23 protein-coding genes are annotated in these 22,989 nt (G+C 71.6%); 13 read left to right on the top strand and 10 right to left on the bottom strand.

Annotated features, from left to right (window positions below):
* Window positions 1–82: 82 nt before the first annotated feature.
* From ACQPY4_RS24675 to lanKC, 3 genes are all read right to left on the bottom strand, one after another.
* Window positions 83–1,747, bottom strand: a complete 1,665-nt coding sequence (locus ACQPY4_RS24675; protein WP_433324473.1) for an ABC transporter ATP-binding protein — start codon at window positions 1,745–1,747, stop codon at window positions 83–85.
* A gap of 113 nt (window positions 1,748–1,860) precedes the next feature.
* Window positions 1,861–1,944: a hypothetical protein gene (locus ACQPY4_RS24670; protein WP_433339010.1), complete on the bottom strand. Its 84-nt coding sequence runs from the start codon at window positions 1,942–1,944 to the stop codon at window positions 1,861–1,863.
* A 31-nt stretch (window positions 1,945–1,975) separates the two neighbouring features.
* Entirely contained in the window at window positions 1,976–4,537 is a 2,562-nt protein-coding gene (gene lanKC, locus ACQPY4_RS24665; RefSeq protein ID WP_433324471.1) for a class III lanthionine synthetase LanKC, read from the bottom strand.
* 309 nt (window positions 4,538–4,846) lie between these two features.
* Here lanKC and ACQPY4_RS24660 point away from each other — a divergent pair, with 309 nt between their 5' ends.
* Window positions 4,847–6,241 (top strand): sigma-70 family RNA polymerase sigma factor, encoded by a 1,395-nt coding sequence (locus ACQPY4_RS24660; RefSeq protein ID WP_433324469.1) that lies wholly within the window; start codon window positions 4,847–4,849, stop codon window positions 6,239–6,241.
* Between the two features lie 9 nt (window positions 6,242–6,250).
* On the opposite strand, the gene ACQPY4_RS24655 is transcribed toward ACQPY4_RS24660, so the two are convergent.
* Window positions 6,251–7,006 (bottom strand): CAP domain-containing protein, encoded by a 756-nt coding sequence (locus tag ACQPY4_RS24655; RefSeq protein ID WP_433324467.1) that lies wholly within the window; start codon window positions 7,004–7,006, stop codon window positions 6,251–6,253.
* 142 nt (window positions 7,007–7,148) lie between these two features.
* On the opposite strand from ACQPY4_RS24655, the gene ACQPY4_RS24650 reads away from it, so the two are divergent.
* Window positions 7,149–7,445, top strand: coding sequence for a hypothetical protein (locus ACQPY4_RS24650; RefSeq protein ID WP_433324465.1), 297 nt, complete (start codon window positions 7,149–7,151; stop codon window positions 7,443–7,445).
* Between the two features lie 10 nt (window positions 7,446–7,455).
* Here ACQPY4_RS24650 and ACQPY4_RS24645 read toward each other — a convergent pair whose 3' ends face one another.
* Window positions 7,456–8,427, bottom strand: a complete 972-nt coding sequence (locus tag ACQPY4_RS24645) for a tyrosine-type recombinase/integrase (RefSeq protein WP_433324463.1) — start codon at window positions 8,425–8,427, stop codon at window positions 7,456–7,458.
* Between the two features lie 125 nt (window positions 8,428–8,552).
* Here ACQPY4_RS24645 and ACQPY4_RS24640 point away from each other — a divergent pair, with 125 nt between their 5' ends.
* The 3 genes from ACQPY4_RS24640 to ACQPY4_RS24630 all read left to right on the top strand — a co-directional run bounded on the left by ACQPY4_RS24640 (window position 8,553) and on the right by ACQPY4_RS24630 (window position 10,481).
* Window positions 8,553–8,819 (top strand): hypothetical protein, encoded by a 267-nt coding sequence (locus tag ACQPY4_RS24640; RefSeq protein WP_433324461.1) that lies wholly within the window; start codon window positions 8,553–8,555, stop codon window positions 8,817–8,819.
* A 97-nt stretch (window positions 8,820–8,916) separates the two neighbouring features.
* On the top strand, window positions 8,917–9,315 hold the full coding sequence (locus tag ACQPY4_RS24635) for an STAS domain-containing protein (RefSeq protein WP_433324459.1): 399 nt from the start codon (window positions 8,917–8,919) through the stop codon (window positions 9,313–9,315).
* A complete protein-coding gene (locus ACQPY4_RS24630; RefSeq protein ID WP_433324457.1) occupies window positions 9,312–10,481 on the top strand; it encodes a N(5)-(carboxyethyl)ornithine synthase in 1,170 nt (389 codons plus the stop codon). Before ACQPY4_RS24635 ends, ACQPY4_RS24630 begins: the two co-directional genes overlap by 4 nt.
* Here the strand turns inward: ACQPY4_RS24630 and ACQPY4_RS24625 are convergent.
* Window positions 10,443–10,865, bottom strand: coding sequence for an STAS domain-containing protein (locus ACQPY4_RS24625; protein ID WP_433324455.1), 423 nt, complete (start codon window positions 10,863–10,865; stop codon window positions 10,443–10,445). The two genes, ACQPY4_RS24630 and ACQPY4_RS24625, sit on opposite strands and share 39 nt — an antisense overlap.
* A gap of 199 nt (window positions 10,866–11,064) precedes the next feature.
* Between ACQPY4_RS24625 and ACQPY4_RS24620 the strand changes: the two genes are divergently transcribed.
* From ACQPY4_RS24620 to ACQPY4_RS24610, 3 genes are read left to right on the top strand one after another with little or no spacing between them, the layout of a single operon-like run.
* Entirely contained in the window at window positions 11,065–12,267 is a 1,203-nt protein-coding gene (locus tag ACQPY4_RS24620) for a PP2C family protein-serine/threonine phosphatase (protein WP_433324453.1), read from the top strand.
* Window positions 12,264–13,883: a sensor histidine kinase gene (locus ACQPY4_RS24615; protein ID WP_433324451.1), complete on the top strand. Its 1,620-nt coding sequence runs from the start codon at window positions 12,264–12,266 to the stop codon at window positions 13,881–13,883. Before ACQPY4_RS24620 ends, ACQPY4_RS24615 begins: the two co-directional genes overlap by 4 nt.
* Window positions 13,876–14,313, top strand: coding sequence for a response regulator (locus ACQPY4_RS24610; protein ID WP_433324449.1), 438 nt, complete (start codon window positions 13,876–13,878; stop codon window positions 14,311–14,313). The genes ACQPY4_RS24615 and ACQPY4_RS24610 overlap by 8 nt, the downstream gene beginning before the upstream one ends.
* A 9-nt stretch (window positions 14,314–14,322) precedes the next feature.
* Here ACQPY4_RS24610 and ACQPY4_RS24605 read toward each other — a convergent pair whose 3' ends face one another.
* Window positions 14,323–15,546 (bottom strand): PP2C family protein-serine/threonine phosphatase, encoded by a 1,224-nt coding sequence (locus tag ACQPY4_RS24605; RefSeq protein WP_433324447.1) that lies wholly within the window; start codon window positions 15,544–15,546, stop codon window positions 14,323–14,325.
* 101 nt (window positions 15,547–15,647) lie between these two features.
* On the opposite strand from ACQPY4_RS24605, the gene ACQPY4_RS24600 reads away from it, so the two are divergent.
* The 3 genes from ACQPY4_RS24600 to ACQPY4_RS24590 all read left to right on the top strand — a co-directional run bounded on the left by ACQPY4_RS24600 (window position 15,648) and on the right by ACQPY4_RS24590 (window position 17,996).
* On the top strand, window positions 15,648–16,121 hold the full coding sequence (locus ACQPY4_RS24600; RefSeq protein WP_433324445.1) for a MarR family winged helix-turn-helix transcriptional regulator: 474 nt from the start codon (window positions 15,648–15,650) through the stop codon (window positions 16,119–16,121).
* A 124-nt stretch (window positions 16,122–16,245) separates the two neighbouring features.
* Window positions 16,246–17,061: a phosphotransferase enzyme family protein gene (locus ACQPY4_RS24595; protein ID WP_433324443.1), complete on the top strand. Its 816-nt coding sequence runs from the start codon at window positions 16,246–16,248 to the stop codon at window positions 17,059–17,061.
* A 77-nt stretch (window positions 17,062–17,138) separates the two neighbouring features.
* The gene (locus ACQPY4_RS24590) at window positions 17,139–17,996 is read left to right on the top strand and encodes a hypothetical protein (protein ID WP_433324441.1); all 858 of its coding nucleotides are present in this window, start codon (window positions 17,139–17,141) and stop codon (window positions 17,994–17,996) included.
* 150 nt (window positions 17,997–18,146) lie between these two features.
* Here ACQPY4_RS24590 and ACQPY4_RS24585 read toward each other — a convergent pair whose 3' ends face one another.
* Both ACQPY4_RS24585 and cobF read right to left on the bottom strand, forming a co-directional pair.
* A complete protein-coding gene (locus ACQPY4_RS24585) occupies window positions 18,147–18,851 on the bottom strand; it encodes a S1 family peptidase (protein ID WP_433324439.1) in 705 nt (234 codons plus the stop codon).
* Between the two features lie 175 nt (window positions 18,852–19,026).
* On the bottom strand, window positions 19,027–19,794 hold the full coding sequence (gene cobF, locus ACQPY4_RS24580) for a precorrin-6A synthase (deacetylating) (RefSeq protein WP_433324437.1): 768 nt from the start codon (window positions 19,792–19,794) through the stop codon (window positions 19,027–19,029).
* A 78-nt stretch (window positions 19,795–19,872) separates the two neighbouring features.
* On the opposite strand from cobF, the gene ACQPY4_RS24575 reads away from it, so the two are divergent.
* A complete protein-coding gene (locus ACQPY4_RS24575) occupies window positions 19,873–20,625 on the top strand; it encodes a cobalt-precorrin-6A reductase (RefSeq protein WP_433324435.1) in 753 nt (250 codons plus the stop codon).
* A 632-nt stretch (window positions 20,626–21,257) separates the two neighbouring features.
* On the opposite strand, the gene ACQPY4_RS24570 is transcribed toward ACQPY4_RS24575, so the two are convergent.
* Window positions 21,258–21,455, bottom strand: a complete 198-nt coding sequence (locus tag ACQPY4_RS24570) for a hypothetical protein (protein ID WP_433324433.1) — start codon at window positions 21,453–21,455, stop codon at window positions 21,258–21,260.
* Window positions 21,456–21,978: 523 nt separating this feature from the next.
* Here ACQPY4_RS24570 and ACQPY4_RS24565 point away from each other — a divergent pair.
* A complete protein-coding gene (locus ACQPY4_RS24565) occupies window positions 21,979–22,599 on the top strand; it encodes a hypothetical protein (protein WP_433324431.1) in 621 nt (206 codons plus the stop codon).
* The last annotated feature ends 390 nt before the right edge of the window (window positions 22,600–22,989 follow it).

Here is a 22,989-nt window from a genome sequence, read left to right as displayed (position 1 = left end):
AGCGCCGTCATCGCCCGGGGGTTCGAGCGCGCCGTGCGGGCGAACGTCCGCCCCAGCAGGCCCAGCGCGTCCCTCCGCGTCGTCATGGCCCGTCGGCTCCGAACACGGCGCGGTAGTCGGGGTCGCGCCACAGGACCGCGTGGCGGTCGCACGCGCGGATCCGTCCGCCGTCCAGCCAGACGACCCGGTCGGCGCGGGCGGCCGTGGTGGCGCGGTGGGCGACCACCAGCCGGGTCCGGTCGCCCAGCGGGCCGAGCAGGGCCTGGCTGATCTGGAGTTCGGTGGCGGTGTCCAGGCTGGAGGTCGCGTCGTCGAGCACCAGCAGCCGCCCGGGATGCGCGAAGGCCCGCGCCAGGCCCAGGCGCTGGAGCTCCCCGCCGGACATCGGCGCCTCGGCCAGCCGGGTCCCGAAGCCCTCGGGCAGCCGGTCGACGAAGCGGTCGGCGCACGCGACGGTGGCGGCCTCCCGCACCCGTCCTTCCGTGGCGGTGCCGTCCGGGAACGCGATCGCGTCCATCACCGTCTCCCCGAACAGGGCCGGACGGGCGAAGGCGTAGCCGACGGCGCCGCGCAGCTCGGCCCGGCCGAGCCGGGGGAGGGGCACGCCGTCCAGGAGGATCTCGCCGCGATCGGGGTCGGTCAGCCGCCCGGCCAGCGCGGCCAGCAGCGACTTGCCCGAGCCCGAGCGTCCCACCACGGCGACGGCCTCGCCGCCCGGCAGCACGAGGTCGACGCCGTCCAGGACCCCGTCGCCCGCCGCGACCCGCCGGAACTCCAGCCGTCCCGGCCCGGACGGCAGCATGGCGTCGCCATAGACGGGGGCGGGCAGCGCGAGCACCTCGGCCGCGCGTGCGGCCCCGGCCCGGGCCCGCCCCAGCCGCAGCAGATGCGTCACGACCGGCCCGAACCCCGCGGCGAGACCGGCGTACTGGATGGCCGCGACCAGCTCGCCCGGGGAGATCCGACCGGCCATGAGCTCCACGCCCGCCGCGCCGACCACGGCCACCTGGAGCAGGGTCAGGGCGAGCAGCCCGCGCGCCGCGACCGCGCCCTGGGTGCGCCACATCGCGTGGCCCTCGGCGCTCAGCTCGGGCAGCGGGGCCAGGACGCGCCCGACCTCGCGCTCGGCGGTGCCGGCGGCCGCGATCGTCCGCGACCCGCGCAGCGCCTCGGCCAGCCGTCCGGCGATGACGCCCTGGACGTCGAGGTAGCGCCGCGCCGTCGCGGAGATGTCGCGGACGAAGACGTGCATCAGGAAGGCGATCGCCGGGAGCGCGACCACGATGGTGAGCGCGAGCCGCCAGTCCAGCAGCGCGAGGATGACCAGCGCACCGGCGGGCGGCACCAGCGCCGCCACCGCCTGGGTCGCCGCCGCGGGCGCGACCCCCGCCTCGCCCGCGCCGCCCACCACCCGGCTGGCCAGGTCGCCCGCCTGGACGCGCGGATGGGGCCCCACGGCCAGGATGTGCCGCACCAGCGTGCGCCGGAGCCACGCGGTCGCCCGCGCCGTGCCCGACCCCGCCGCGAGCTGCACCAGGACATCGGCCACCGCGGAGACGACCACCAGGGCCGCGCATCCCCACACGGCGGCGGACACGGACCCGTCGAGCACCCCGTCGATCGCCCGCGCCAGGAAGAGCGGCAGCACCGTCACCGCGACGGCGTCCGCCAGCGTCGCGACGGCCAGGACCAGACTCCACGCCCCGCCCCGGGCCGCGGTCCGTCCCAGCAGCCGATCAGCGCCCAACTCCCCACCTTCCGATCCGGTAAACACGACGGCCATGGCCCTCCGGGGGAGGGGCCATGGCCGCCTGTGTGCCGCTAGAGACAGTCAATGCCCGCTAGAGGCGGTCAGTGCCCTTACAGGCAGATGGTGACGCTGTACGAGCTGTGGCAGAACAGGCTGAGGCTGCTGTTGCCGCCCGTGGCGTTTTCGCTGGTCATTCCCTGAAGGTCGAGAAGAGCCATGTGAGTTTTACCCCCTCTCGGGCTGGATAGAGGTGACCACCGCGGAGGTCTCCGCGGCGGGCTCGTGGGCCGTTCCGAGGAACGGCAGTCCGACCGGACGGTCGTGCAGGGCCGCGCCGAGGGCGAGCAGCACGCCCGCCGTCCCGGTGCCCAGGTCCATGGAGAGCCGGTACAGGTGCTCGCCGGGGAAGGCGAGGCCGCCGCCGTGGTGCAGCGCGTGCCAGGCCAGGGCCCGGACGTGCCGCGCGACCCACGGGTCGTCCCGGTCGTGGCGGCTCAGGTAGAGCAGCATTCCGGCGCGCCCGTTGAAGAGCCCGGGCTGCGCGTAGTAGTGCGACATGGCCGCGACGCGGATGGCGTCCCGGGCGGCGAGGAACTCCTCGTCGGGCCGGTGCCGGAGGTAGTCGTCGATGACCAGGCCGATGCCGACGCTGCCGCGTCCCAGGTACGGAAGCACCCGGTGCCCCTGGTCGACGTGCAGGGCGCCGTTGTGGTCCTTGACGCACGAGCGCAGGTCGCGGCGCAGGTCGGCGGCCGCGCGGTCGAGCAGGGCCTTGTCGCCGGTGCGCTCGTACAGGCGGATGAACATCAGCGCGGTTCCCGCGCCGCCGTACAGCAGGCCGGGACGGGGGCTCTCGTCGGCGACCGGGCGGTCGGCCACGATCTGCGCGGCCCGGCCGGCCGCCTCGCGCAGCGTCGTCTCGCCCGTGAGCGCGGCCAGGTCGCTCATGACCAGCGCGTAGCCGGGCAGGCCGCCGTACAGGTCGCTGCCGAGCCGCTCCCACTTCTCGTTGAGGCAGTGCTCGGTCGCGGCGAGCGCGGCGTCGGTGCGGCCGAAACGCGCCAGGACGTACGCCACGCCCTGGAGCCCGTCGTAGAGCCCGAGCCCGGTGCCGCGCGACGGGCTGACCGCCTTGCGCGCCAGCCACTCCTCGTGCTCGGGCCGGCGTCCGGCCCCGGTCGCGTCCAGGGCGAGCAGGACCCCGGCGGCGCCGTGGGCGATGCCCAGCGCGGCCCCGTTGAACTGCTCCACGTCGCCGGGGTAGAGGCGGTCGGCGCGTCCGGGCGTGGCACTGGCCAGGATCGAGCGGGTCGTGGCCTCGCGCGCCCGGCTCCAGCCCTCCCGGTCCGGCTCGATCGCGGGCGGCGGCACCGGGGCCGCCGTCTCGGTCCGGGTGATCTCCTCGACCGCCTCGTCGAGGAAGGCCCGGGGCACCGGGAAGTGCTCGGCGATCAGCTCGGCCAGATGGCGTGACTTGCCCCGGTCGAGCATGAACAGGGTGGTCATCGGGGCGAACAGCGCCAGCCGCAGGCAGGCCAGGCCGTAGCGGTCGACCTCGGTGCCGCGCCGGTCGGGCGGGGCCAGGAAGCCCGGGTTGGCCAGCGTCTGGCGGCCGCGCTCGGAGGCGGGCGCCGCCACCTCGAAGTCGATCAGCGCGACCGAGTCGTCCGGGCGCACCATGATGTTGAACATGTGCAGGTCGTTGAAGACCACGCCGCGCGCGTGCAGCTCGTCGATCACCCGTTCGGTGCCCGCGTAGATCTTCAGGGCCCACTCGGTGTAGCCCGCCACCTTCTCCGGCGACGGGTCGGGGTCCAGCAGCGGGTGCCGCTCGGCGAAGAAGGTGTTGAGCGTCCGGCCCTCGATGAAGTCCTGGACGAGGAAGTGGTGGTCGCCGAGCGTGAACCGGTCGCGCGCCTGCGGGACGCCCTCGACGCCCGCCAGCCGCACCAGCGTCTCGTGCTCGCGGCCCAGCCGGACGACCGCGTCCGCGCCGTCGGCGGCCAGCCCGGCGTACGGGCGGGCCTCGCGCAGGACGACCTTCTCGCCGCTGCGCAGGTCGGTGCCCGAGTAGACGCCGCCGCCGTTGGAGAAGTGCAGTGCCTTCTCGATGCGGTAGGGCAGCTCGGTGGTCGTCGTGGCGCCGCGCGCCTCCATGTGCGGGCGCAGGAACGGCGGGACGCTCGCCCACTCCGGCACCGCGAAGACGGGGCCGCGCTTGTCGGGGACCAGCTCGCCGTCGGCGTTCTCGATCGCCGGGACCAGCTCGCCGCGTTCGTCCAGGCAGCGGCGCTCGGCGAACCCGCCGTAGCGCACGAACAGGGGGCCCTCGCCGATGCGCAGATCGCTGAGGATGTAGGGGCCGGGCAGCCCGTCCAGGAGGGCGCCGAGCTCGGCGAGGATCAGCGCCAGCTCGCCCTCGTCGGACGGATAGATCGTGACGAGTTTTCCGCTCGCGCCCCGGGGGGCATATTTTGCATTGCGCATCCGCAGCGCGCCCGGACCGCGCAGGTGCTTGAATTCGATGCCCTTGGAGACGCAGTAGTCCCAGCAGTGTTCCAGGATCTTCTCGGCGCTTTCCACGCTGCCGGAGGCATGCACTTTCCAGCCCTGTTCAGGAGTCTGCCTGCCAGGGGGAACGTACACGATCCATTCGTCGCCGCGAATCTTCTCCCAGTTCTCCGGCAACTCCTGGTGCGAAATCGCGAAGTCGGTGTCGAGGGCGACGGGAGGGGAGTCGTAAAAGAAGCGATCGGTGAGGCAATAAAGCTCGTATCGCTTGTCCATCCCCGTTGCCTCCCGTTGGCTCTTCCCTCTGCGTCGAAACGATTGCAGCCATTGTGAGCCATTTCTAGTAGCGAACATCATGACGCGGCCGTGAAGAACTCACGGGTGCGGTGAGCGTTCCTCATCGCGTCCGGATGAGGGCCGAATGTGCCGTACGCCCTGACCTGCGCGATGGCGGGACGTGGGCAGGACCCTGGGCGACCGGTCGCCGCCGGAGCGTCATGGTGTGGAATTTGGTGTAATGCCGGACGGGTTCGCGGGTCTCCCTCCGGGGAGCCGAACGGTTCGGCCCGCGACGGAAGGGTGCGCATGGAAGGCGGAGAGGAACGCCTGGTTCGCAGGGCGCGCGACGGGGACGCCGCCGCCAGGGAACAGCTGATCTCGGACTACCTGCCGCTGGTCTACAACGTGGTCGGCCGCGCGCTCGACGGCCACGCCGACGTCGACGACGTGGTGCAGGACACCGTGCTGCGCGCGCTCCGGGGCCTCGGCGGCCTGCGCGACCCGTCCCGGTTCCGCTCCTGGCTGCTGGCGATCGCGATGAACCAGGTGCGGCGCCGCTGGACGGCCGGACGCCGCCGCCCGACCGTCGACCTGGAGTCGGCCGGGGAGATCGCCGACCCGTCCGCCGACTTCGTCGAGGTGGCCGTCGCGCGGCTCGGCCTGTCCGGGCAGCGCCGCGAGGTCGCCGAGGCCACCCGGTGGCTCGACCCCGCCGACCGCGAGCTGCTGGCCCTGTGGTGGTCGGAGGTCGCCGGTGAGCTGACGCGCCCCGAGCTCGCCGCCGCGCTCGGCCTGACCACGGCGCACGCCGCGGTCAGGGTCAAGCGCATGAAGGAACAGCTCGACGCCGTCCGCGTGGTCGTGCGGGCCCTCGCCGCCGAGCCCGAGTGCCCCACGCTCGCGGCGATGACCGCCGGGTGGGACGGGCGGCCCGCCCCGCTGTGGCGCAAGCGCATAGCGAGGCACGCGCGTGACTGCCGCGCCTGTTCCGAGCATCGGCGCGCGCTCGTCCCGGCCGAGTCGCTCCTGGCGGGCCTGGTCCTGATCCCGCCCCCGCCTCAGCTCGCCCGTGAGCTGCTCCCGGTAGCGGCCGTGCGGTCGGCGGCCGTCCGCAACGCGGCCCTGGTCGCGGTCCCGGCGGTCATCCTCGCGGGGCTCGCCGTGTGGGGCCTGTGGCCGTCCGACGAGCCGCGTCCCCCGATCGCGGCGCCTGAGACCTCGGCGCTCCCGTCACCGCGCGAGAAGCCCCGGCCCGCTCCGCCGCCCTCGTCGCGCGCGTTCGCCGCGTGGCTCTCGCCCGCGCCGTCCAAGAGCGGCGGCGGCCTCCGGGAGCAGGTCGTCCGGCTGGTCAACACCGAGCGGGCCCGGCGCGGGTGCCGCCCGATGCGCGAGAACGCCCGCCTCACGGCGGCGGCGCAGAAGCATTCGGAGGAGATGGCCTCCCGCCGCACGCTGGACCACGCGAGCGCGGACGGCCGGAACCCCGGCGACCGCATCACCGCCGCCGGCTACCGCTGGAGGGCCTGGGCGGAGAACATCGCCCAGGGCTCGCGGACCTCGACGGCGGTGATGGCGTCCTGGATGAAGAGCCCGGGCCACCGCGACAACATCGTGAACTGCGGCCTGTCCGAGATCGGCGTGGGGATCAGCCTCCGCCCCGGCGGCCCGTGGTGGACGCAGAAGCTCGCCGATCCCCGATGACGTCCGTCCTCAGCGCGCGCCGAACTTCTGCGTCCAGTGCGGCGTCCCGCCGCTGAGGCCGACGCCGATCTCCTTGAACGAGCAGTTGAGGATGTTCGCGCGGTGCCCGGGGCTGTTCATCCAGGCCCGGACGACGTCGGCGGGCGTCCGCTGCCCGGCGGCGATGTTCTCCCCGTAGGTCGACCAGCGGTACCCGGCCGCCGTGATCCGCTCGCCCGGCCCCTTGCCGTCGGGGTTGGTGTGGTCGAAGAACCGGCGCGCGACCATGTCGGCCGAGTGGCGCTGCGCCGCCCGCTGGAGGCGGGCCTCCGAAACCACCGCGCGGCACCCGTGCTTGGCGCGCTCGGCGTTGGTCAGGGCGATGACCTGCCGGGCGGCGGACCCGACACCGCTCCCGGCCGAGGGGGCGGGCTTCTTACGGGTCGCCGTGGGCCTCGGCTTCGGCTTCGCCTTGGGCTTGGCCGGCTTGCGGCCCTCGCTCTTGGCCGCCTTCTTCGGTGTGATCGCCACCCGGGGCGCGCCGGACTTCGGCGGGGCGCCGCGCGGGGCGTCGGCGACCGGCGGGGGAGAGGACGCTCCCGACCCGCCCCCGGCCGGGACCGAACGGTCGGACCGGCCCGTCCCGCTCACCGCCACCGCGGCCGCCACGCCCACGACCGTCACCCCGGTGGCCGCCGCGACGACCCACGGCGCGGCCCTGCGCGGCTTGTGCCCCCGGTGGCCCCCGTTGTTCGAGGACGGCCCGTTCTGCAGTCTCGTGCTCACGTGCGCTCGCTCCCAGATGCTGTGAATGTTCCCTATGCGCACCGGAGACCTCGCGCCGTCGCGCCGATAACGAAAACCTCGGAACTCGCCCGGCCGATCTCTTTTGTGGACGCGGCGGGCGCCGGCCGCCATGCTGAGGGGCATGAGCGGATCACTGACCGACATCTGGATCGCGACCGAGGACGGCCGCGACCTGGTCCGCGCCGACGCGATCGTCATGCTCCGCGTGGACGACACCGGTCGCATGACCGCGCAGCTGCGCGACGAGTCCAGGGTGAGCGTGACCCTGCTGGAGGGCGGCGCGTCGCGGGTTCCGCCGGACGGCTTCCACCGCGCGCTGATCCGCGCGGTCGCCCAGCTCGCCGACTCCAGCGGCGCCCAGCTCGTCCGGGCGGTGAACGGGTCCCAGGGCTGGCGCTGGATCAGCGAGCCCATGTGAGACCGGCGGCTCAGTCGTCGGTGATCAGCCGCTCGATGGCCCTCTCGCGGTCCTGGTCGGTGGGGCGGCTGTAGCGGCGGGCGGTCTCCAGAGAGTGGCCGAGCAGCTCGGCGACGACGGCGATGTCGGTGCCCTGGCGCGCCATGACCGTGCCCGCGGTGTCGCGCAGGACGCGCGGCGTGAAGACGCCGTCCCGCCCGACCGGGAGGTCGGCCGCGTCGGCCACCGCCCGGAGCGCGGTGTAGGCGGAGCGGGCCGACAGCCGCCCGCCCCGCCGGTTGAGGAACAGGGCCGGGTTCGACTCGGCGCCCCCGCGGGTGGCGCGCTCGTCCAGCCAGTCGGCCAGGACGGCCCGCAGCCTCGGATGGAGCGGGACCTGCCGCGCCTTGCCGGTGCCGCCCTTGCGGACGGTCAGCCGGCTCTCCCCCTCGGAGATCCGGACGTCGGCCGTGTCCAGCGCGGCGATCTCGCCGATGAGCGTGCCCGCGTAGAAGGCGGTGAAGGCGATGGCCCGGTCGCGCAGCGGCGCCCGCTCGGCGGCGCGCAGCAGCCGCAGCTGCTCGTGCTCGTCCAGGGTGCGCGGCGCGGACGGCGGCAGCGCGGCCCGCCGGATCGCGGCCGGGCCCAGACCGCGGCGCCGGTACAGGTCGTCGATCGCGGTCAGATGCGCGTTGATCGTGGCCGCCCTGCGCCCGGCGACGGTCTCCAGATGGGTGCGGTAGGCGCGGGCGGCGGCGTCCCTGGCGCCGGGGTCGGTGAGCGGGTCGCCGACCAGCGAACCGTCGGCCATGGCACCGGCGAGCCACCCGAGGAACTGCCGCACCCGCGACCGGTAGACACGGATCGATCCGGCGTTGAGCGTCTCGCCCGGCAGGGCGAGACACCGCTCGTAGTCGGCGAGGACCCCGGCGACGGCGGCGGGCAGCGCGGCGGCGCGCGCACCGGGCCGCGGCGGGACGGCGGGCGACGGGTCAGGGCTCACACCATCGAGGCTACTTCAGATATTTGGTCATATCTGAAGCGGACGGTGTAGACTTCGAATATCCGGCACCGACGACATCCCCGAGGCTGACTCGCCGCACCGGCTCACCCCCGAAGGGGGATGTCATGCCGATGGTCCGCCCGGACGAGAGCCCCGCCGGCACCGAGCGCCCGGTGCGGGCCTACCGCGCGAGCCGAGCCTGGCCCGGCACCCTCGCCGCCGCGGCGCTCATCGTCCTCGCGGTGTCCTGGACGCTGACCTCGCCGCTGATCGCCCTGATCCTGGCCGCCGCGACCATGGTCCTGGGAGCCTTCCTGCTCACGGTCCTGGCCGGCCCGGCCTGGATACGCCGGCCGCGACGCCCCTCCGCGGATCTCTGGCAGCGCCGCTGACCGCGTCCCGCCCGCGGCGCGCACGACTTCGCCCTGGAGGCCGGGAACACCCGGCCTCGGGCCCCCTCCGACGAAACGGAATCGCATTCTCATGACCATGACCTATACCGACCCGCCGCCCACCCGGGCCGGGATCGAGCTGACCGTCCTGCGGCGCACCGAGCACACCATCGTCAAGCTGCGCGGCGAGCTCGACATCGCCACCGCCCCCGTCCTGCGGGAGGGCCTGGTGGCCGCGCTGCGCCCCGGCACCCGGCGGCTGATCCTCGACCTGGCCGGGGTGCCGTTCTGCGACGCGGCCGGCCTCGCCGTGCTGATCGGCACCCGCCGCCGCGCCGCCGCCCTGGGCATCGTGCTGCTGCTGACGAGCCCGGGCCCGCAGGTCACGTCCGTGCTGCGCGTCACCGGACTCGACCGCAGCCTCCCCGTCCGCGCCTCGGTGACCGAGGCGCTCGCCGGATCCGATACGGGCGCGGTCGCGCGCGCTTCCCGTTGAGGCCGGACGCGGGTCCCGCCCCGCTGACCCTCGGCATCCTCGGGCGATCGGGGAAGGAGAACGAGCACCGGCTGCCGCTGCACCCGTCGCACATCGAGCGGGTCGACCCCGACCTGCGTTCGCGCGTCTACCTCGAGAGCGGGTACGGCGAGCGGTTCGGCGTCCCGGACGAGCAGCTGGCGCCGCACGTGGCCGGAGTGCTGACGCGCGAGCAGATCATCGCCCGCTGCGACGTCATCCTGCTGCTCAAGCCGCTGGCCCGTGATCTGGAGGAGCTGCGCCCCGGCCAGACCCTGTGGGGATGGCCGCACTGCGTCCAGAACCGCGAGATCACCCAGCTCGCCGTCGACCGGCGGCTGACGCTGATCGCCTTCGAGGCGATGAACCACTGGTCGTCCGACGGCGGTTTCGGGCTCCATGTCTTCCACAAGAACAACGAGCTGGCCGGATACTGCTCGGTTCTGCACGCGCTGACCCTCACCGGCGCGACCGGCGTCTACGGCCGCCGCAGGCGCGCCGCGGTCATCAGCTTCGGCGCGACGGCGCGGGGCGCGGTCACGGCGCTGAACGCGCACGGCGTCCACGACGTCCACATCCTCACGCACCGGGGCGTCAGCGCGGTCGCGTCACCGATCCACTCGGCCCGCATCGTCCACTTCGACCGCGACCCCGACGACCCGTTCCGGACGCGGACGCTCACGCCTGAGGGGCCCGTGCCGACCGCCGCCTTCCTGGCGGGACACGACATCATCGTCAACTGCGTGCTGCAGGACACCGCCGCGCCGCTGATGTTCGTCACCGACGAGGAGCTGAAGGCGCTCGCGCCCGGCACGCTCGTCGTGGACGTGTCGTGCGACGAGGGCATGGGCTTCGCCTGGGCCAGGCCCACCTCGTTCGAGGACCCGATGTACACGGTGGGCGACAACGTCCACCACTACGGCGTCGACCACAGCCCGTCCTACCTCTGGGACTCGGCCACCTGGGAGATCAGCGAGGCCATGCTGCCGCACATGCGGACGGTCCTGGCCGGGCCGCGGGCCTGGGACGCCGACGAGATCGTCCGGCGGGCCATCGAGATCCGCGAGGGCGTCATCCAGAGCGCCGCGATCCTGTCCTTCCAGGACCGCTCACCCCAGTACCCCCATGCCGCCCGGCAGCCCGCCTGAGCGCATCGCGCTCTCCACGCTGGGCCGGATCTCGATGCGCTGGCTCAGCCCGGTGCGTTCCAGGACGCGCCGGCACGGCGGCGACAGCGCCGCCAGCACCAGGCGACCGCCCGCCGCGCGCAGCTGCTTCCAGACAATGATCAGCGTGCGCAGGCCCATCGAGTCGCAGAACGCGACCTCGGTCATGTCCAGGATCACGACCGGCGAGCCGGTCGGCACATAGCGGGCGACGGCGTCGCTGATCCGCTGGTGCGCCTGGTCGGCGCTGGCGATGTCCAGATCGCCGGCAAGGCGCACCACCAGGCGGCCGTCGGGGCTGACCTCCGTGCCGCAAGGGGGGCCGTCGGAGGCCGATGGGGGCTCGGGCTCCACGGTCCGGTTCATCCGCTCCTCCTAGTACGTGCTGGATACCGTGGCTCCGCACTACCCCGCGAATCGGACCTGATGCCGATGACCACTCCCACCTGCGAAAACGCAGGGAACGAGCGGCGATCGCGACATCGTCACCGCGGGTGACCGCCCACTTGTCCTAATATTTGCCCCACGACAAGTAATGGGACCCCGAGACGAGGAAGCCGAGATCATGACCGCGACCTTCGACCGCGGCAACGACCAGTTGCTGGCCGGGGACGGCCCCCTGCGCCTGCTGCTGGTCGAGGACGACCCGGGCGACGCGCTCCTGGTGGAGGAGCTGCTGCTCGACGCGGGGCCCGACGTCGAGATCTCCCTGGTACGGACGCTCCGGGACGCCCTGGAGGCCGCCAGGACCGGCCCGCACTGCATCCTGGTCGACCTGTCCCTGCCCGACGCGCACGGCCTGGCGGCGCTCCGCGAGGTGCTGGCCGCCGCCCCGCGCGCCGCCGTGCTGGTGCTCACCGGCCTGGACGACGCGCACGTGGGCGTGGCCGCCGTCGCCGCCGGTGCGCAGGACTACCTCGTCAAGCAGGACGTGGACGGTGCGCTGCTCAGCCGCGCGATCCGGTACGCCATCGAGCGCCGGCGCGCCGACGAGTCCGAGCGGCAGCTGGTCGAGGCGCGGGCGGTGAGCCGCGAGAACGCCCGGCTGGAGCGCGGCCTGCTGCCGATCCCGGTGCTGGCCGACCCGGCGCTGGGCCATCACGCCCGCTACCGGCCCGGACGGCACCGCGCCCTGCTCGGCGGCGACTTCCACGACACCGTCCAGACCGCCGACGGCTCGGTCCACCTGGTGATCGGCGACGTGAGCGGCCACGGCGCCGACGAGGCGTCCCTGGGCGTGCGGCTGCGCATGGCCTGGCGCACGCTCATCCTGGCCGGGAGCACCGGCCAGGCGCTCCTGGAGACGCTCGACACCGTCCTGCTCCACGAGCGGTGGAGCGAGGAGATCTTCACCACGCTCTGCATGTGCGCCATCGCGCCCGATCGCCGCGGCGCGCGGGTCTGGCGCGCCGGGCACCCGCCGCCGCTGGTCTTCGACCGCTCCGGAGTCACCCCGATGCCCGAGGACCCCTGCGGCCCCGCGCTCGGGCTGCTGCCCGGCGCGCGCTGGGCGGCCGCAGACCTGGCCTTCGAGGACGAATGGGCCCTGATGCTCTACACCGACGGCCTGATCGAGGGCTTCTGCGGCAAGGGAAGCGAGCGGCTGGACCTGCCCGGCCTGCTGGCGCTCGCCGAGGACGCGCACGGCGGCGGACGCCGGGGGCAGGCGCTGGTCGACGCGCTGATCGACGAGGCCGAGCGCCTCAACGACGACGTCCTGGCCGACGACCTGGCCGTCCTGATGGTGACCCACGGGAGCGGCTCGTGAGCGCCCCGCCCGCCGCCGACGAGGCGCGCGTCGTCCGCGGCGGCCCGCCGTCTGTTCTGCCGGACGTGCGCGTCCCGGCCCGGGGCGGCCGCTGGCGGCTCACCCGCATCTACCGCACCAGCGCGGTCGTGCTGACGGTCCTGCTGGTCGCGGCCGCCGCCCATTGCGCGGCCGCGCTCGTCCAGAACCACCACGCGCGCGAGGCCCTGGTCGGCCACTTCGTCCCAGCCACGCTCCAGCAGATGCGCATCAGCGGCGCCCTCGACCGCCAGGAGCGGGCGCTGCACGACTACGTCCTGACGGGGGAGACCCGGTTCAGGGACGAGTACCGCGCCGCGATCGCCGACGAGACGACCTCGGCCGCGCGGGCGCGGCGGCTCCTGACGGGCGTCGCCGGGGGCCGGGCCGTGATCGCCGACCTCGACCAGGTCACCGAGCGGTCCGCGCGCTGGCGGGCGAACTTCGCCGACCCCGTCGCCGCCGAACCGGGTGGCCGCGCCCTCGCCCCCGCCGCCGAAGCGGGCGCCCGCGACCTGTCGGCGGCGACCCGCGCGAGCCTCGGCGCCCTGCGCGACGCCCTGATCCGCGCCCACGGGCGCGCGGCGGCCGAGCTGCGCGAGCGCGCCACCATCACCCACTGGGCGATCGGCTCCTCGCTGGCGCTGGTCGCGCTGGTCGCCGTGGCGCTCGCGCTGCTGATCCGCCGCACCGTCCTGGCCCCGGTGGCGGGGCTCTCCGACCGCGTCCGCGCCGTCGCCCACGGGGAGTTCGCCCACCCGCTGGACGTCCGCGGGCCCGCCGAGATCGTCGAACTCGCCGCCATCGTCGACGCGATGCGCCGGCGCATCCTGGACGAGTGGCGCGTCAGCTCCGAGGCCCGGGTGCTGCTCGACCAGCAGACCGCCGAGCTGCGCCGCTCCAACGCCGAGCTGGAGCAGTTCGCCTACGTGGCCAGCCACGACCTCCAGGAGCCGCTGCGCAAGGTCGCCAGCTTCTGCCAGATGATCGAGCGCCGCTACGGCGACCAGCTCGACGAGCGCGGCCGCCAGTACATCGAGTTCGCCGTCGACGGCGCCAAGCGGATGCAGGCCCTCATCAACGACCTGCTCGGCTTCTCCCGCGTCGGCCGCTCGTCCGGCCCCGAGACCGAGGTCGAGCTGGACGCGGCCGCCGACCGGGCGCTCGACAACCTGTCCACGCTGCGCGAGGAGACCGGCGCCGAGGTGGTCGTCGACGACCTGCCCACGGTGATGGGCGACCGTACCCAGCTGGTCCAGCTGTTCCAGAACCTGATCGGCAACGCGATCAAGTTCCGCGGTGACCAGCCGCCGCGCATCCGCGTCACCGCCCGCCGCGACGGCGACGTCTGGGAGTTCGCCTGCCGGGACAACGGCATCGGCATCGAGCCCCACCACGCCGACCGGGTCTTCCTGATCTTCCAGCGCCTGCACCCCCGGGACGAGTACGACGGCACCGGCATCGGGCTGGCGCTGTGCAAGAAGATCGTGGAGTACCACGGCGGCCGGATCTGGCTCCAGGCCGCCGGCGACGAGGACGACCCGGGCACGACGATCCTGTGGACCATCCCCGCTATCCAGGAGAAGGACGATGACTGACGAGGTTCGCCCGATCGAGGTCCTGCTGGTGGAGGACGACCCCGGCGACGTCCTGCTGACCACCGAGGCGTTCGAGCACAACAAGGTGAAGAACACCCTGCACGTGGTCAACGACGGCGAGCAGGCGATGGCCTTCCTGCGGCGCGAGGCGCCCTACGAGGACGTCCCGCGTCCCGACCTGGTCCTGCTCGACCTCAACCTGCCGCGCAAGGACGGCCGGGAGGTGCTGGAGGAGATCAAGTCCGACGACGGGCTGCGACGCCTCCCCGTGGTCGTGCTGACCACGTCCGAGGCCGACGAGGACATCCTGCGCAGCTACAACCTGCACGCCAACGCGTACGTCACCAAGCCGGTCGACTTCGACCAGTTCATCAGCGTCATCCAGCGGATCGACGACTTCTTCGTCACGGTGGTGAAGCTCCCGCGCTGAGGCGGGGGCTCACCGCACGATCGGGGCGAACGGCAGCTCGCCGCCCACCTCGTCGTGGATCACCGGGGCCTGGCCGGCCGAGTCGGCCGGATCGGAGGGATTCTTGCCCGTCCAGTCGAGGCAGACGACGACCGCGTCGTCGGCCGGGTCGGCGCCCTGGTGGTATTCGAGGAAATGGCGGATCAGCGTGCGGACGGCCTCGGAGGGGTTCTGCAACCGGGTCTCCCGCAGCGCCCGCGTCAGGGCGACGGCCCCGTACAGGTCGCCGGTGGCCGAGCGCGCGGCGTGGATCCCGTCGCTGACGATGATCAGGCGGTCGCCCGGCTCCACGGCGAACTCCTCGACGGTGTACTCGCCGTCGCCGAACATCCCCAGGGGGAGCTGGGCCTCCAGCTCGATCATCTCGGTGACGTTGCCGCGCATGCGCAGGATGTGCGGGGAACCGGCGTCCACCACCCGGACCCGTCCCGAGCTGACCTGGAAATCGAGCAGGAGTGTGGACAGATGCCGCTTGCCCCGGTGATGCGCGAAAAGGGTCTGGTTGGCCAGCGCCGCTTGCTCGGTGATGTCGGCCCCCGACCGGCGGGCATTGCGCAGCGCGCTCACGCCCAGGTGGGTGAGCGCGGCGGCCTCGGTGCCGCGTCCCATCCCGTTGCTGACGGTCAGCGTCAGGCGGTCGGCGGCCACCGACCAGTCGAAGTTGTCGCCCCACACCGCGTAGGCGGGCTCCAGCTGACCGGCCAGATGGAAGCCGTCGGTGACGTACGAACGTCCCGGGAGCAGATCCCACTGCATCTCGGCCGCCAGCGTCAGCCGCGACCTGCGCCTGATCTGCCGGTACAGGTCCGTGCTGATGTCGGCGATCCGCAGCGCCCGGCTCAGCACCTCGGCGGCGTCGGCGAGCGCCGCGCGCGCTCCGGCCTCGGGCCGCTCGGGGAAGCGGAGCGTCAGCACCCCGATCCGGTCGCCCCGCACCGCCAGCGGCACGTGCGCCACGACGGGCCGCTCCCACACGATCTGCTGGGACGCGAACGCGCGCCCCTGCGAGGAGGTGTCGAGCGCCACCGACTCGTCCCGCGACCGCGACGGCACCAGCGACGCCTGCCGGTAGTCCACCAGCAGCACCTCGACCTCCTCCGCCCCGAAATGGCCCCGGAAGGCCGCGGCGGCCGTGTCGATCAGCTCGTGCGGCTCCGCGTTCCACACGGAGTGCTCGACGTCATGCCAGGGCATCGATCGCATGGGTCCTCGCCGGGGGATCAGGGCCGCGGGGACGATCCCCGCGGTCGGGATGGGGTCTGCCCGAGTCACGGGCGCTGTGTAAAGGTGAGGACATGGGCCTAGGACCGCATGAGGACGCCGCCGAGGTCGCCGCCGGCATCGACGGGGCCGTGGACGCCCTGGTCGCGGCCTGGGGCCGCGCGCATTACGCGGCCAACGTACCCGTGCCCGCCACCCAACTGCGCGTGCTTCTCGTCCTGGAGGGCGGCCCGGTCAACATCAGCACGCTGGCGGCCGAGATGGGCGCGTCCATGTCCTCGGCCAGCCGCCTGTGCGACCGCCTGGAGGCCGCGGGCCTGCTCACCCGCGACCCGGGCCGCGACCGCCGGGTGGTCACCGTCCGCCTGACCCCCGAGGCCCAGACCGTGCTGGAACGCCTTCACTCCCGCCGCCGCGACGAACTGACCCTGGTCCTGAGCCGCATGTCCGCCCCAGCCCGCGCGGCCCTGGCCTGGGGCCTGGCCCAGTTCCACGAGGCCAGCGAACCCGCGCCCTCCGGGGACAAGCACTTCACCATGCCCGCCTGACCTCCGCCCAGAAAATTTGTCGTCCAGCAAATATAGCCCCCTCAACCCCCGCCTAGACCCACCCTTGACCAGCCTCGACACCCCGTGACCACCCGGCTACCAGACTCCCCGGACGGAGCGGACGTTGCGCGACCCCGAACCGATCCCGGCGCCGGAGCAACCGCTGATCGGCGAGGGCGTCACCCCGGGCATCGTCCGCATCGGCGACACCGTCCGCCGCCCGGCCCGGCCCTTCACCGCCACGATCCAGGCCTACCTCGCCCACCTGCACCGCGCGGGCTTCCCCCACGCCCCCGTCCCGCTCGGCTACGACGACCAGGGACGCGAGACGGTGTCGTTCGTCCCCGGCGACGTCCCGCGAGAGCCTCTTCCCGACGAGGACGTCCTCTCCGCGCTCGCCCGGCTGATCCGGAAGCTGCACGAGGCCGCCGAGAGCTGGAAGCCGCCCGAGGACGCGGTGTGGGCGACCCTTCCGGGCACCGAGCGGATCCCGCTCGTCGACACCCCGTCCGAGCTGGTCGGCCACCGCGACTACTGCCCCGGGAACGTGGTCTTCCGGGACGGCCTGCCCGTCGCCCTCATCGACTTCGACCTCGCCAGGCCCACCACCCGGGTCTACGAGATCGCCAACGCCCTCTACTGGTGGGCGCCGCTCCTGCATCCCAAGGACCGCCCGGCCTCGCTGGCCGGCGCCGACATCCCGCACCGGGTGGCGTTGTTCGCCGACGCCTACGGGATGAGCGGCCCGCAACGGCGCGAACTCGTCCCGCTCGCGACCCGCATGGTCCGCCGATTCCACCGGACCGCCCGCGCCGCCGCCGGAGCCGACCCGGTCTTCCGGCGCCTGTGGGACGAGCACGTCAAGGAACGGATGCCCCGAGCCGAAGCCTGGCTGGCCCGCGAAGGCCCGTCCCTGGCCACGCGCATCACCCAGGCCTGAATCGCACCCGGGAGGGGTCCCGAACGGGGCGTGGGATGGTGCGAACACCCCGCGAACCAGGGCATGGGAGGAGGCCGATGGAAGAGCCCGCGCTGCTACCGCCCCCCACCTCGTGGCCCTATCACGCGGAACGGTTCTCACTTCTGCTCGCCACCCTGGCGGCCGACATCGAACTCCAGATCTACGGAAACCGCTGGCACGAGCATCTGACCGGCCAATTGCTGGAAACGGTCCCCGAATGGCAGGTCGCCGACGTGACCTTCGCCGAATGGGCGAACGCGGCCCCGGTGGTGAAGCAACTGCGCACCCTCCTGGAAGCCGCCCAGAACAGTAGGAACTCTCTCCAGCAGGCGCTGGACGAGGTGTCGGCCGACATCAGAGCGCTTCCCGTCCCGGGCTACAGCGAACGAGCAGCGGGCTACCGGGCGGGCCTGGCCGACGCCCGGCGCACCATCGCCCGCCGCGCCGAGCAACGAGAAACCCAGACGCTCACCGACCTCCTGGAAGGCCGCGCCCCGGCAAGACCCGGCCCCCGGCAAAGGCTGCCCACCCCCGAAACCCAGATACACCGCTTCACCGAAATCCTCAGGGCCCGTTTCCGTCGAACCCCACTGGACGTCCCGCCCGTAGCCGAACGTCTCCAGCAGGCCCTCGCCTACAAGGCTCCGCAGCCCTACGCCTACAAAACGGCCCACACCCAATGGAAGCGCCACTACACCGAGTTCATCGCCCTGAAAGGCCAGCTGACGCCGATCCTCGCCTTCGCCACGAAGGACCAGAACCCCGGATGGCTGGCCGAAGAGCTGACCGACTTGGCAACGGCCCTCCTGCCCTCCCAGGCGGCCCAGTCGGCCGACCCCTTCCCAACGGGCTTCCACGCCGCCACACTCCGAGCCGTCAAGCTCCTGAACACCCACGCCAAGCGCCACCGATAAGGCTCAACCACCGGCCCGCACTTCGTCGAAGTCTCCCGCTTCATCGACCCCCGAGTGGCTCGTGGAGCTGGAACTCGACGCCGTCCTCCCCGAGCGAGAAATGAAAACGCCCGGCCGGAGGGGGCGGCCGGGCGTTTCTTTGGGGAGAGGTCAGACGCCGGCGGTCGAGCGAATCCAGTTGCGGTGCGCGGGCACGCTGCCGTACTGCTGCGTCGACTGACCGTCGGCGGTCGAGGCGACACCGACCTGCTGGCCGTTGTAGCGCTGCGGGCCGCCGGAGTCGCCCTTCCAGGCGTTGCCGGTGATCCGGGTGCTGCAGATCGCCTGGCCGCTGTAGTAGTCGCGGCACGTGGTGGACGTGACGCGCACATCGGCGCACTTGAGCTGGTCGGAGACGGACCCGTTGTAGCTCGTCCGGCCCCAGCCGCAGATCTGGTTGGTCGACCCGACCGGCGGGTTGGAGTCGGCGAGCTGGGCGTAAGTCGTGGTGTAGGCGCTGGACAGCCGGACCAGCGCCAGGTCACCGGGCGAGGACACCTGGTAGCTGCTCACACCGACCGAAGTGGCCCGTGACCGGTAGACGCTGCCGACCCGGACCGTGAGCCCGCTGCCGACGCAGTGGCGCGCCGTCAGGACCCACGTCGGGGCGATGATGCTTCCGGAGCAGGTGAACGAACCGTTGCGGTAGATCGAGGCCGCCCATGGCGCGTCGGTGACGGTGGTACCGCCGATGATGCGCGGCGTGGGCGGAGGGGGCTCGGAACTGGATCCGTACGCCGCTGTAGCGGGGACGGCCGTCCCGAATAGCAGTGCCAGAGCGGCGCCTACCAAGGTAATGGTGCGTCGGATGGACATACACGGCTCCTTTGGTGGGGGTAGGAGGAGCCCCATGAAGATAGATCGCCCGACGACCCGTGTGACGCTTTCAGCGCCAACCAATTTTTCAAAGTGAATGCAATCAGCCCAGAAGGCCGTTCCTTAATAGCGCAACGGAAAGTACTCGTTTAAAGACAGAAAGCAATCACCCGCACTACGTACCGGTCGCCGGACGGCGGAGGAGGTAGGTGTCCATGATCCAGCCCTTGCGGTTCCGGGCCTCGGCGCGTTCGGTGACGATGCGTTCGGCGACCTCGGACAGGGGACCGGCGATGAGGATCTCGTCCGGCATCCCCAGGTAGGCCCCGTAGTAGATCTCGACGTCCGGGTGCTCGGCGTACTCGGCGAACGCGTTGCGGGCGTCGAGCATCACGACCACGTCGTCGGTCGCGGGCGGCCATTCCTCGGCGAGGCGCCGTCCCGTGGTGATCTGCACTGGCGCGCCGACCTGGTTGAGGGCGATCCCGTGCCGGGCCGTGAGCGCGGAAACGCAGCTGATTCCCGGGACCACCTCCACGTCGAGCGCGAGCCCCCGCCCGGAGATGTCATCGAGGATCGCCAGCGTGCTGTCGTAGAGGCCGGGATCGCCCCAAACCAGAAAGGCACCGGTCTGCCCCTCGTCCAGGTTCTCGCCGATCAGGCGCGCGCAGACGTCGGCGCGGCGGCGGCGCCAGTCGTCCACGGCCTCGACGTAGCCCGCCGAGGAGCGATCACGTTCGGGATCCCGCCCGAAGACCGTCCGGTAGACGGAGCCCTGGGCGTAGCGGTCGAGGATCTCCTGCCGCGCGTCGCCCAGCTCCTGTTTCACCTCGCCCTTGTCCAGGACGAAGAAGACGTCCGTCCGGTTGATCGCCGCCACCGCCTGCATGGTCACCTGCTCGGGATCTCCCGCCCCGATACCGATGACGATGATCTTCCTCATGGGTGCAGCGTCTCCCTCTCTGATCCGTGGACGGGGGGTTCATCCCTATCATTCGCCTTGACACGGGACGGAGGAGCCATGGACGGCAACGCGCGGGCAGCCCGCCGAGTTCTCCTCCTCGGCGGAACCGCGGAGGCGCGCGAGCTCGCCGTCCTGCTGGACGGCCGTCCCGAATTCGAGGTGATCAGTTCGCTGGCCGGCCGCGTCGCCGCCCCCGAACTCCCACCCGGCCGTACCCGAGTGGGCGGCTTCGGCGGCCCCGACGAACTCAGGGCCTGGCTGGAGACCGAGCGCATCGACGCCGTCATCGACGCGACGCACCCGTTCGCCGCGAGAATGACCGCGTCCGCAGTGGCCGCCACGTCCGCGGCGAACGTGCCCCTGCTGCTGCTCCGCCGTCCCGGCTGGATCGCCGGCGCGCAGGACGACTGGCGCCGCGTCCCGTCCCTACGCGCCGCCGCCGCGAACCTGCCGGGAAAGCGCGTGTTCCTCACAACCGGCCGTGGAAGCGTGACAGCCTTCGCGTCCGACACCACACGCTGGTTCCTCATCCGCTCCGTCGAACCACCGACACCCCCCACACCTCCCCACGCGCACATCCTGCTGGCCAAGGGCCCCTTCGAAGTCAAGGACGAGATCGCCCTAATGCGCCGCCACGCCATCGACACACTGGTCACCAAGGACAGCGGCGGCCAGATGACCGCCGCCAAACTCACCGCCGCCCGCCACCTAGCCCTCCCAGTGATCATGATCGACCGCCCCCCACCCCCCAACGCCCCCACCACATCCACGGCGAAGTCCGCCGCCAAATGGCTGTTCACCCAAGCCTGAGCAGCCCGGCCTCAACGTCCGATACGGGGTCCCCACGTCGTGCAGTACCCGGACGAGGATCTCCGTGACCGCACGCGGCCCGGGACGGTTGAAGCACGCGGGCCCGTCCAGCCCCGGAACCCGGCCGCCCCGTAAGCGCGTGGGTACGGTCCGGGGAGATGTCGCAGGGCAGCAGGACGATCACGCCCGGATCCGCGCACCGCACCTCGTCCTACCTGATGGCGCGCGCATGCTCCCCGACCGCCGCCAGCAGCGGACGTGCCCGCCCAGCCACCGCCGCGCCAACCCGCGCACAACTCGTCCGGCCGGCGATCGGGGCCGCCCAGCGCCTCCCCGACGTCCGCCAGACGTTCCAGTACTTGCGGGAGCGTGGCGGATTCCTGGCTGAGAATGCGCGGCCCGGCCTCCACCACGCGAAGGATCTCGGTGATCTGCCGCTGGGGACACCGCAGAGATCGTGCGTCAGGGGGACCTTGGGCGCCAGCTCGGCCAACAGTCCGGTGTCGAGGTCATTCAGCGACGAACCCCGGTGCCCGGCGCCGCCCACCGCCGCGGAGATCTCCCGGCTGGTCATCCGATCGGCGTCGACCCGGCGGCTGTCACAACGGCCACCGCCTCCTCCTGCCCGGCGGCTAGTTGCACTCATGGGTGCGGCCGACCAGGTGGGCGACCAGGCCGAACTCGACGACGATGTCGGTCGCGGCGGGCAGCAACGACACGATGCGTGGGCCCCGATCGCTCGGGACGCGTCCCGGCAGTCCTCGCAGTGCCCGCAGACCACGACGCCGGTGCAGGTGAACTCCCGCAGCGCCTCGGCGGCACGGCTTCATTCCCCCTCGCGCAGCCTGGTGTCGGTGACCCGAGGCCCTCAACCGCGCCGCATTCTTGACGCAACCGCAAACATCCCGCAATCACGCCCAGCGTCGACTGCACGCCCCCAGGCTGCGGGCCCGGTCACGTCCTGCGCGTGTTCTTGCTGGACGACCTTGCCGCCAAACGATGGCAACCGGCCCGCCGACAAATGCGGCTGCCGTCGACGAGGCGTTCGACTAGCTCAAGGGCAAGATGGAACTAACCCCGGGGATGGATGGCCAAGCCATTCTGGTCTTTGTTGGTCGCATGCTGAGGCTTGGTTCGCGGCTGTGCGGTTACTCGTCCGCGCAGTGTGAGGGTTTGTGTTGGATTTGGCCCATATTATCCGCTTCAGTCCAATTGAGCGGACATGGCCGGGATCGGCCTTGGCCAAGGTTCGGCGGGTGCTGACCTCCTTCTATGTGTAGCCTGGAGGAGATGCTTTCGCAATACCGGATTAATCGGTTTGTGCATAAAGAAGAGATTGGGAATTACTGAGAGATGCTGGGCAAGGAAATGAATATTGCCTTGAGTGTTGGATTTTACGCCCTTTTGCTCATCGTTGGTATCGTGCTTGGTTTTGTTGTTAACCATTTCAAGCCGATGTCATGGCTTAATTCAAAGGCTCGCAAATTTTGGGCAGTTACCGTTCTGACGGTGGCATTGATCGCCATCTTTTCGACGCAGACCGTAATCATGAATGTCATGAGTCAGGGTAATCTTAGTCTCGCCTTGAATGATGGGGCGATTATTCAGCGATGTCACGAGTTTACAATAAATGGATCAACGGAAGAGGGTAGAGAAGTTTGGCTAATTCACCAAGCAAAGAAGGCGGAAACATATTTCCTGCAACCTGCTCGCCAAGTTTCGCCCGATAAGAACCAATGGCACACTCTAAATACTGTTGGTTCTGAAAATGATGGAGGTGTGGAATTTGACTTCCAAGCAATAAGCGTGGATCGAGAATGGGCCAATTGGCTGAGGTCTATGCGCGATCCAGCCGATTCGATCAATGTTCTTAATAAACATAATGAGTATGCGGCAACTCAAATCCCGCCTTCAATTCATAAAAGTCCCGTAGTAAGCGGCACTCGCATTAAGGGAGCCTCGGCGGCGTGTTAGGAAAAGGTCGCACACCTCAAGGCGCCTATAGGAGGGCGAATACACTAACTGGACGGCCCCGGATTTGGGTTGAGGGGCATGTCGTCCACGTCCCGTTGCACAGGCCACATTGCAGGGCGTATTCAAGGTCGCGTTCGCGGAAGTCCAGCGCCCACTGTCCGACTTGGTTCTGCCCGCGCGAAGGATCGGTCAGGACCCGTTCCACGCGGGAGGTCTCGACGGCGCCGCGCATGGACTTGTCGACCGGGAGCGCGTCGACCTACCAGTCCGTAGCCCGCTCGGGAGCCTCCTGGACGTGGATGAGGAAGCACTTAACGTCGCGGAGACGCACTGCGCATATCACTGTGGAGTCTGAACGGAAGGAGCCGTCGAACCCGGATTGCAATCTGG

Origin of the sequence: Spirillospora sp. CA-294931 (assembly GCF_050946795.1) — a bacterium.
In the GTDB taxonomy this organism is placed as follows: Bacteria; Actinomycetota; Actinomycetes; order Streptosporangiales; family Streptosporangiaceae; genus Spirillospora.
The sequence above is the reverse complement of the archived record's forward strand: the minus strand, read 5'-3'. Positions and strand labels throughout refer to the sequence as shown.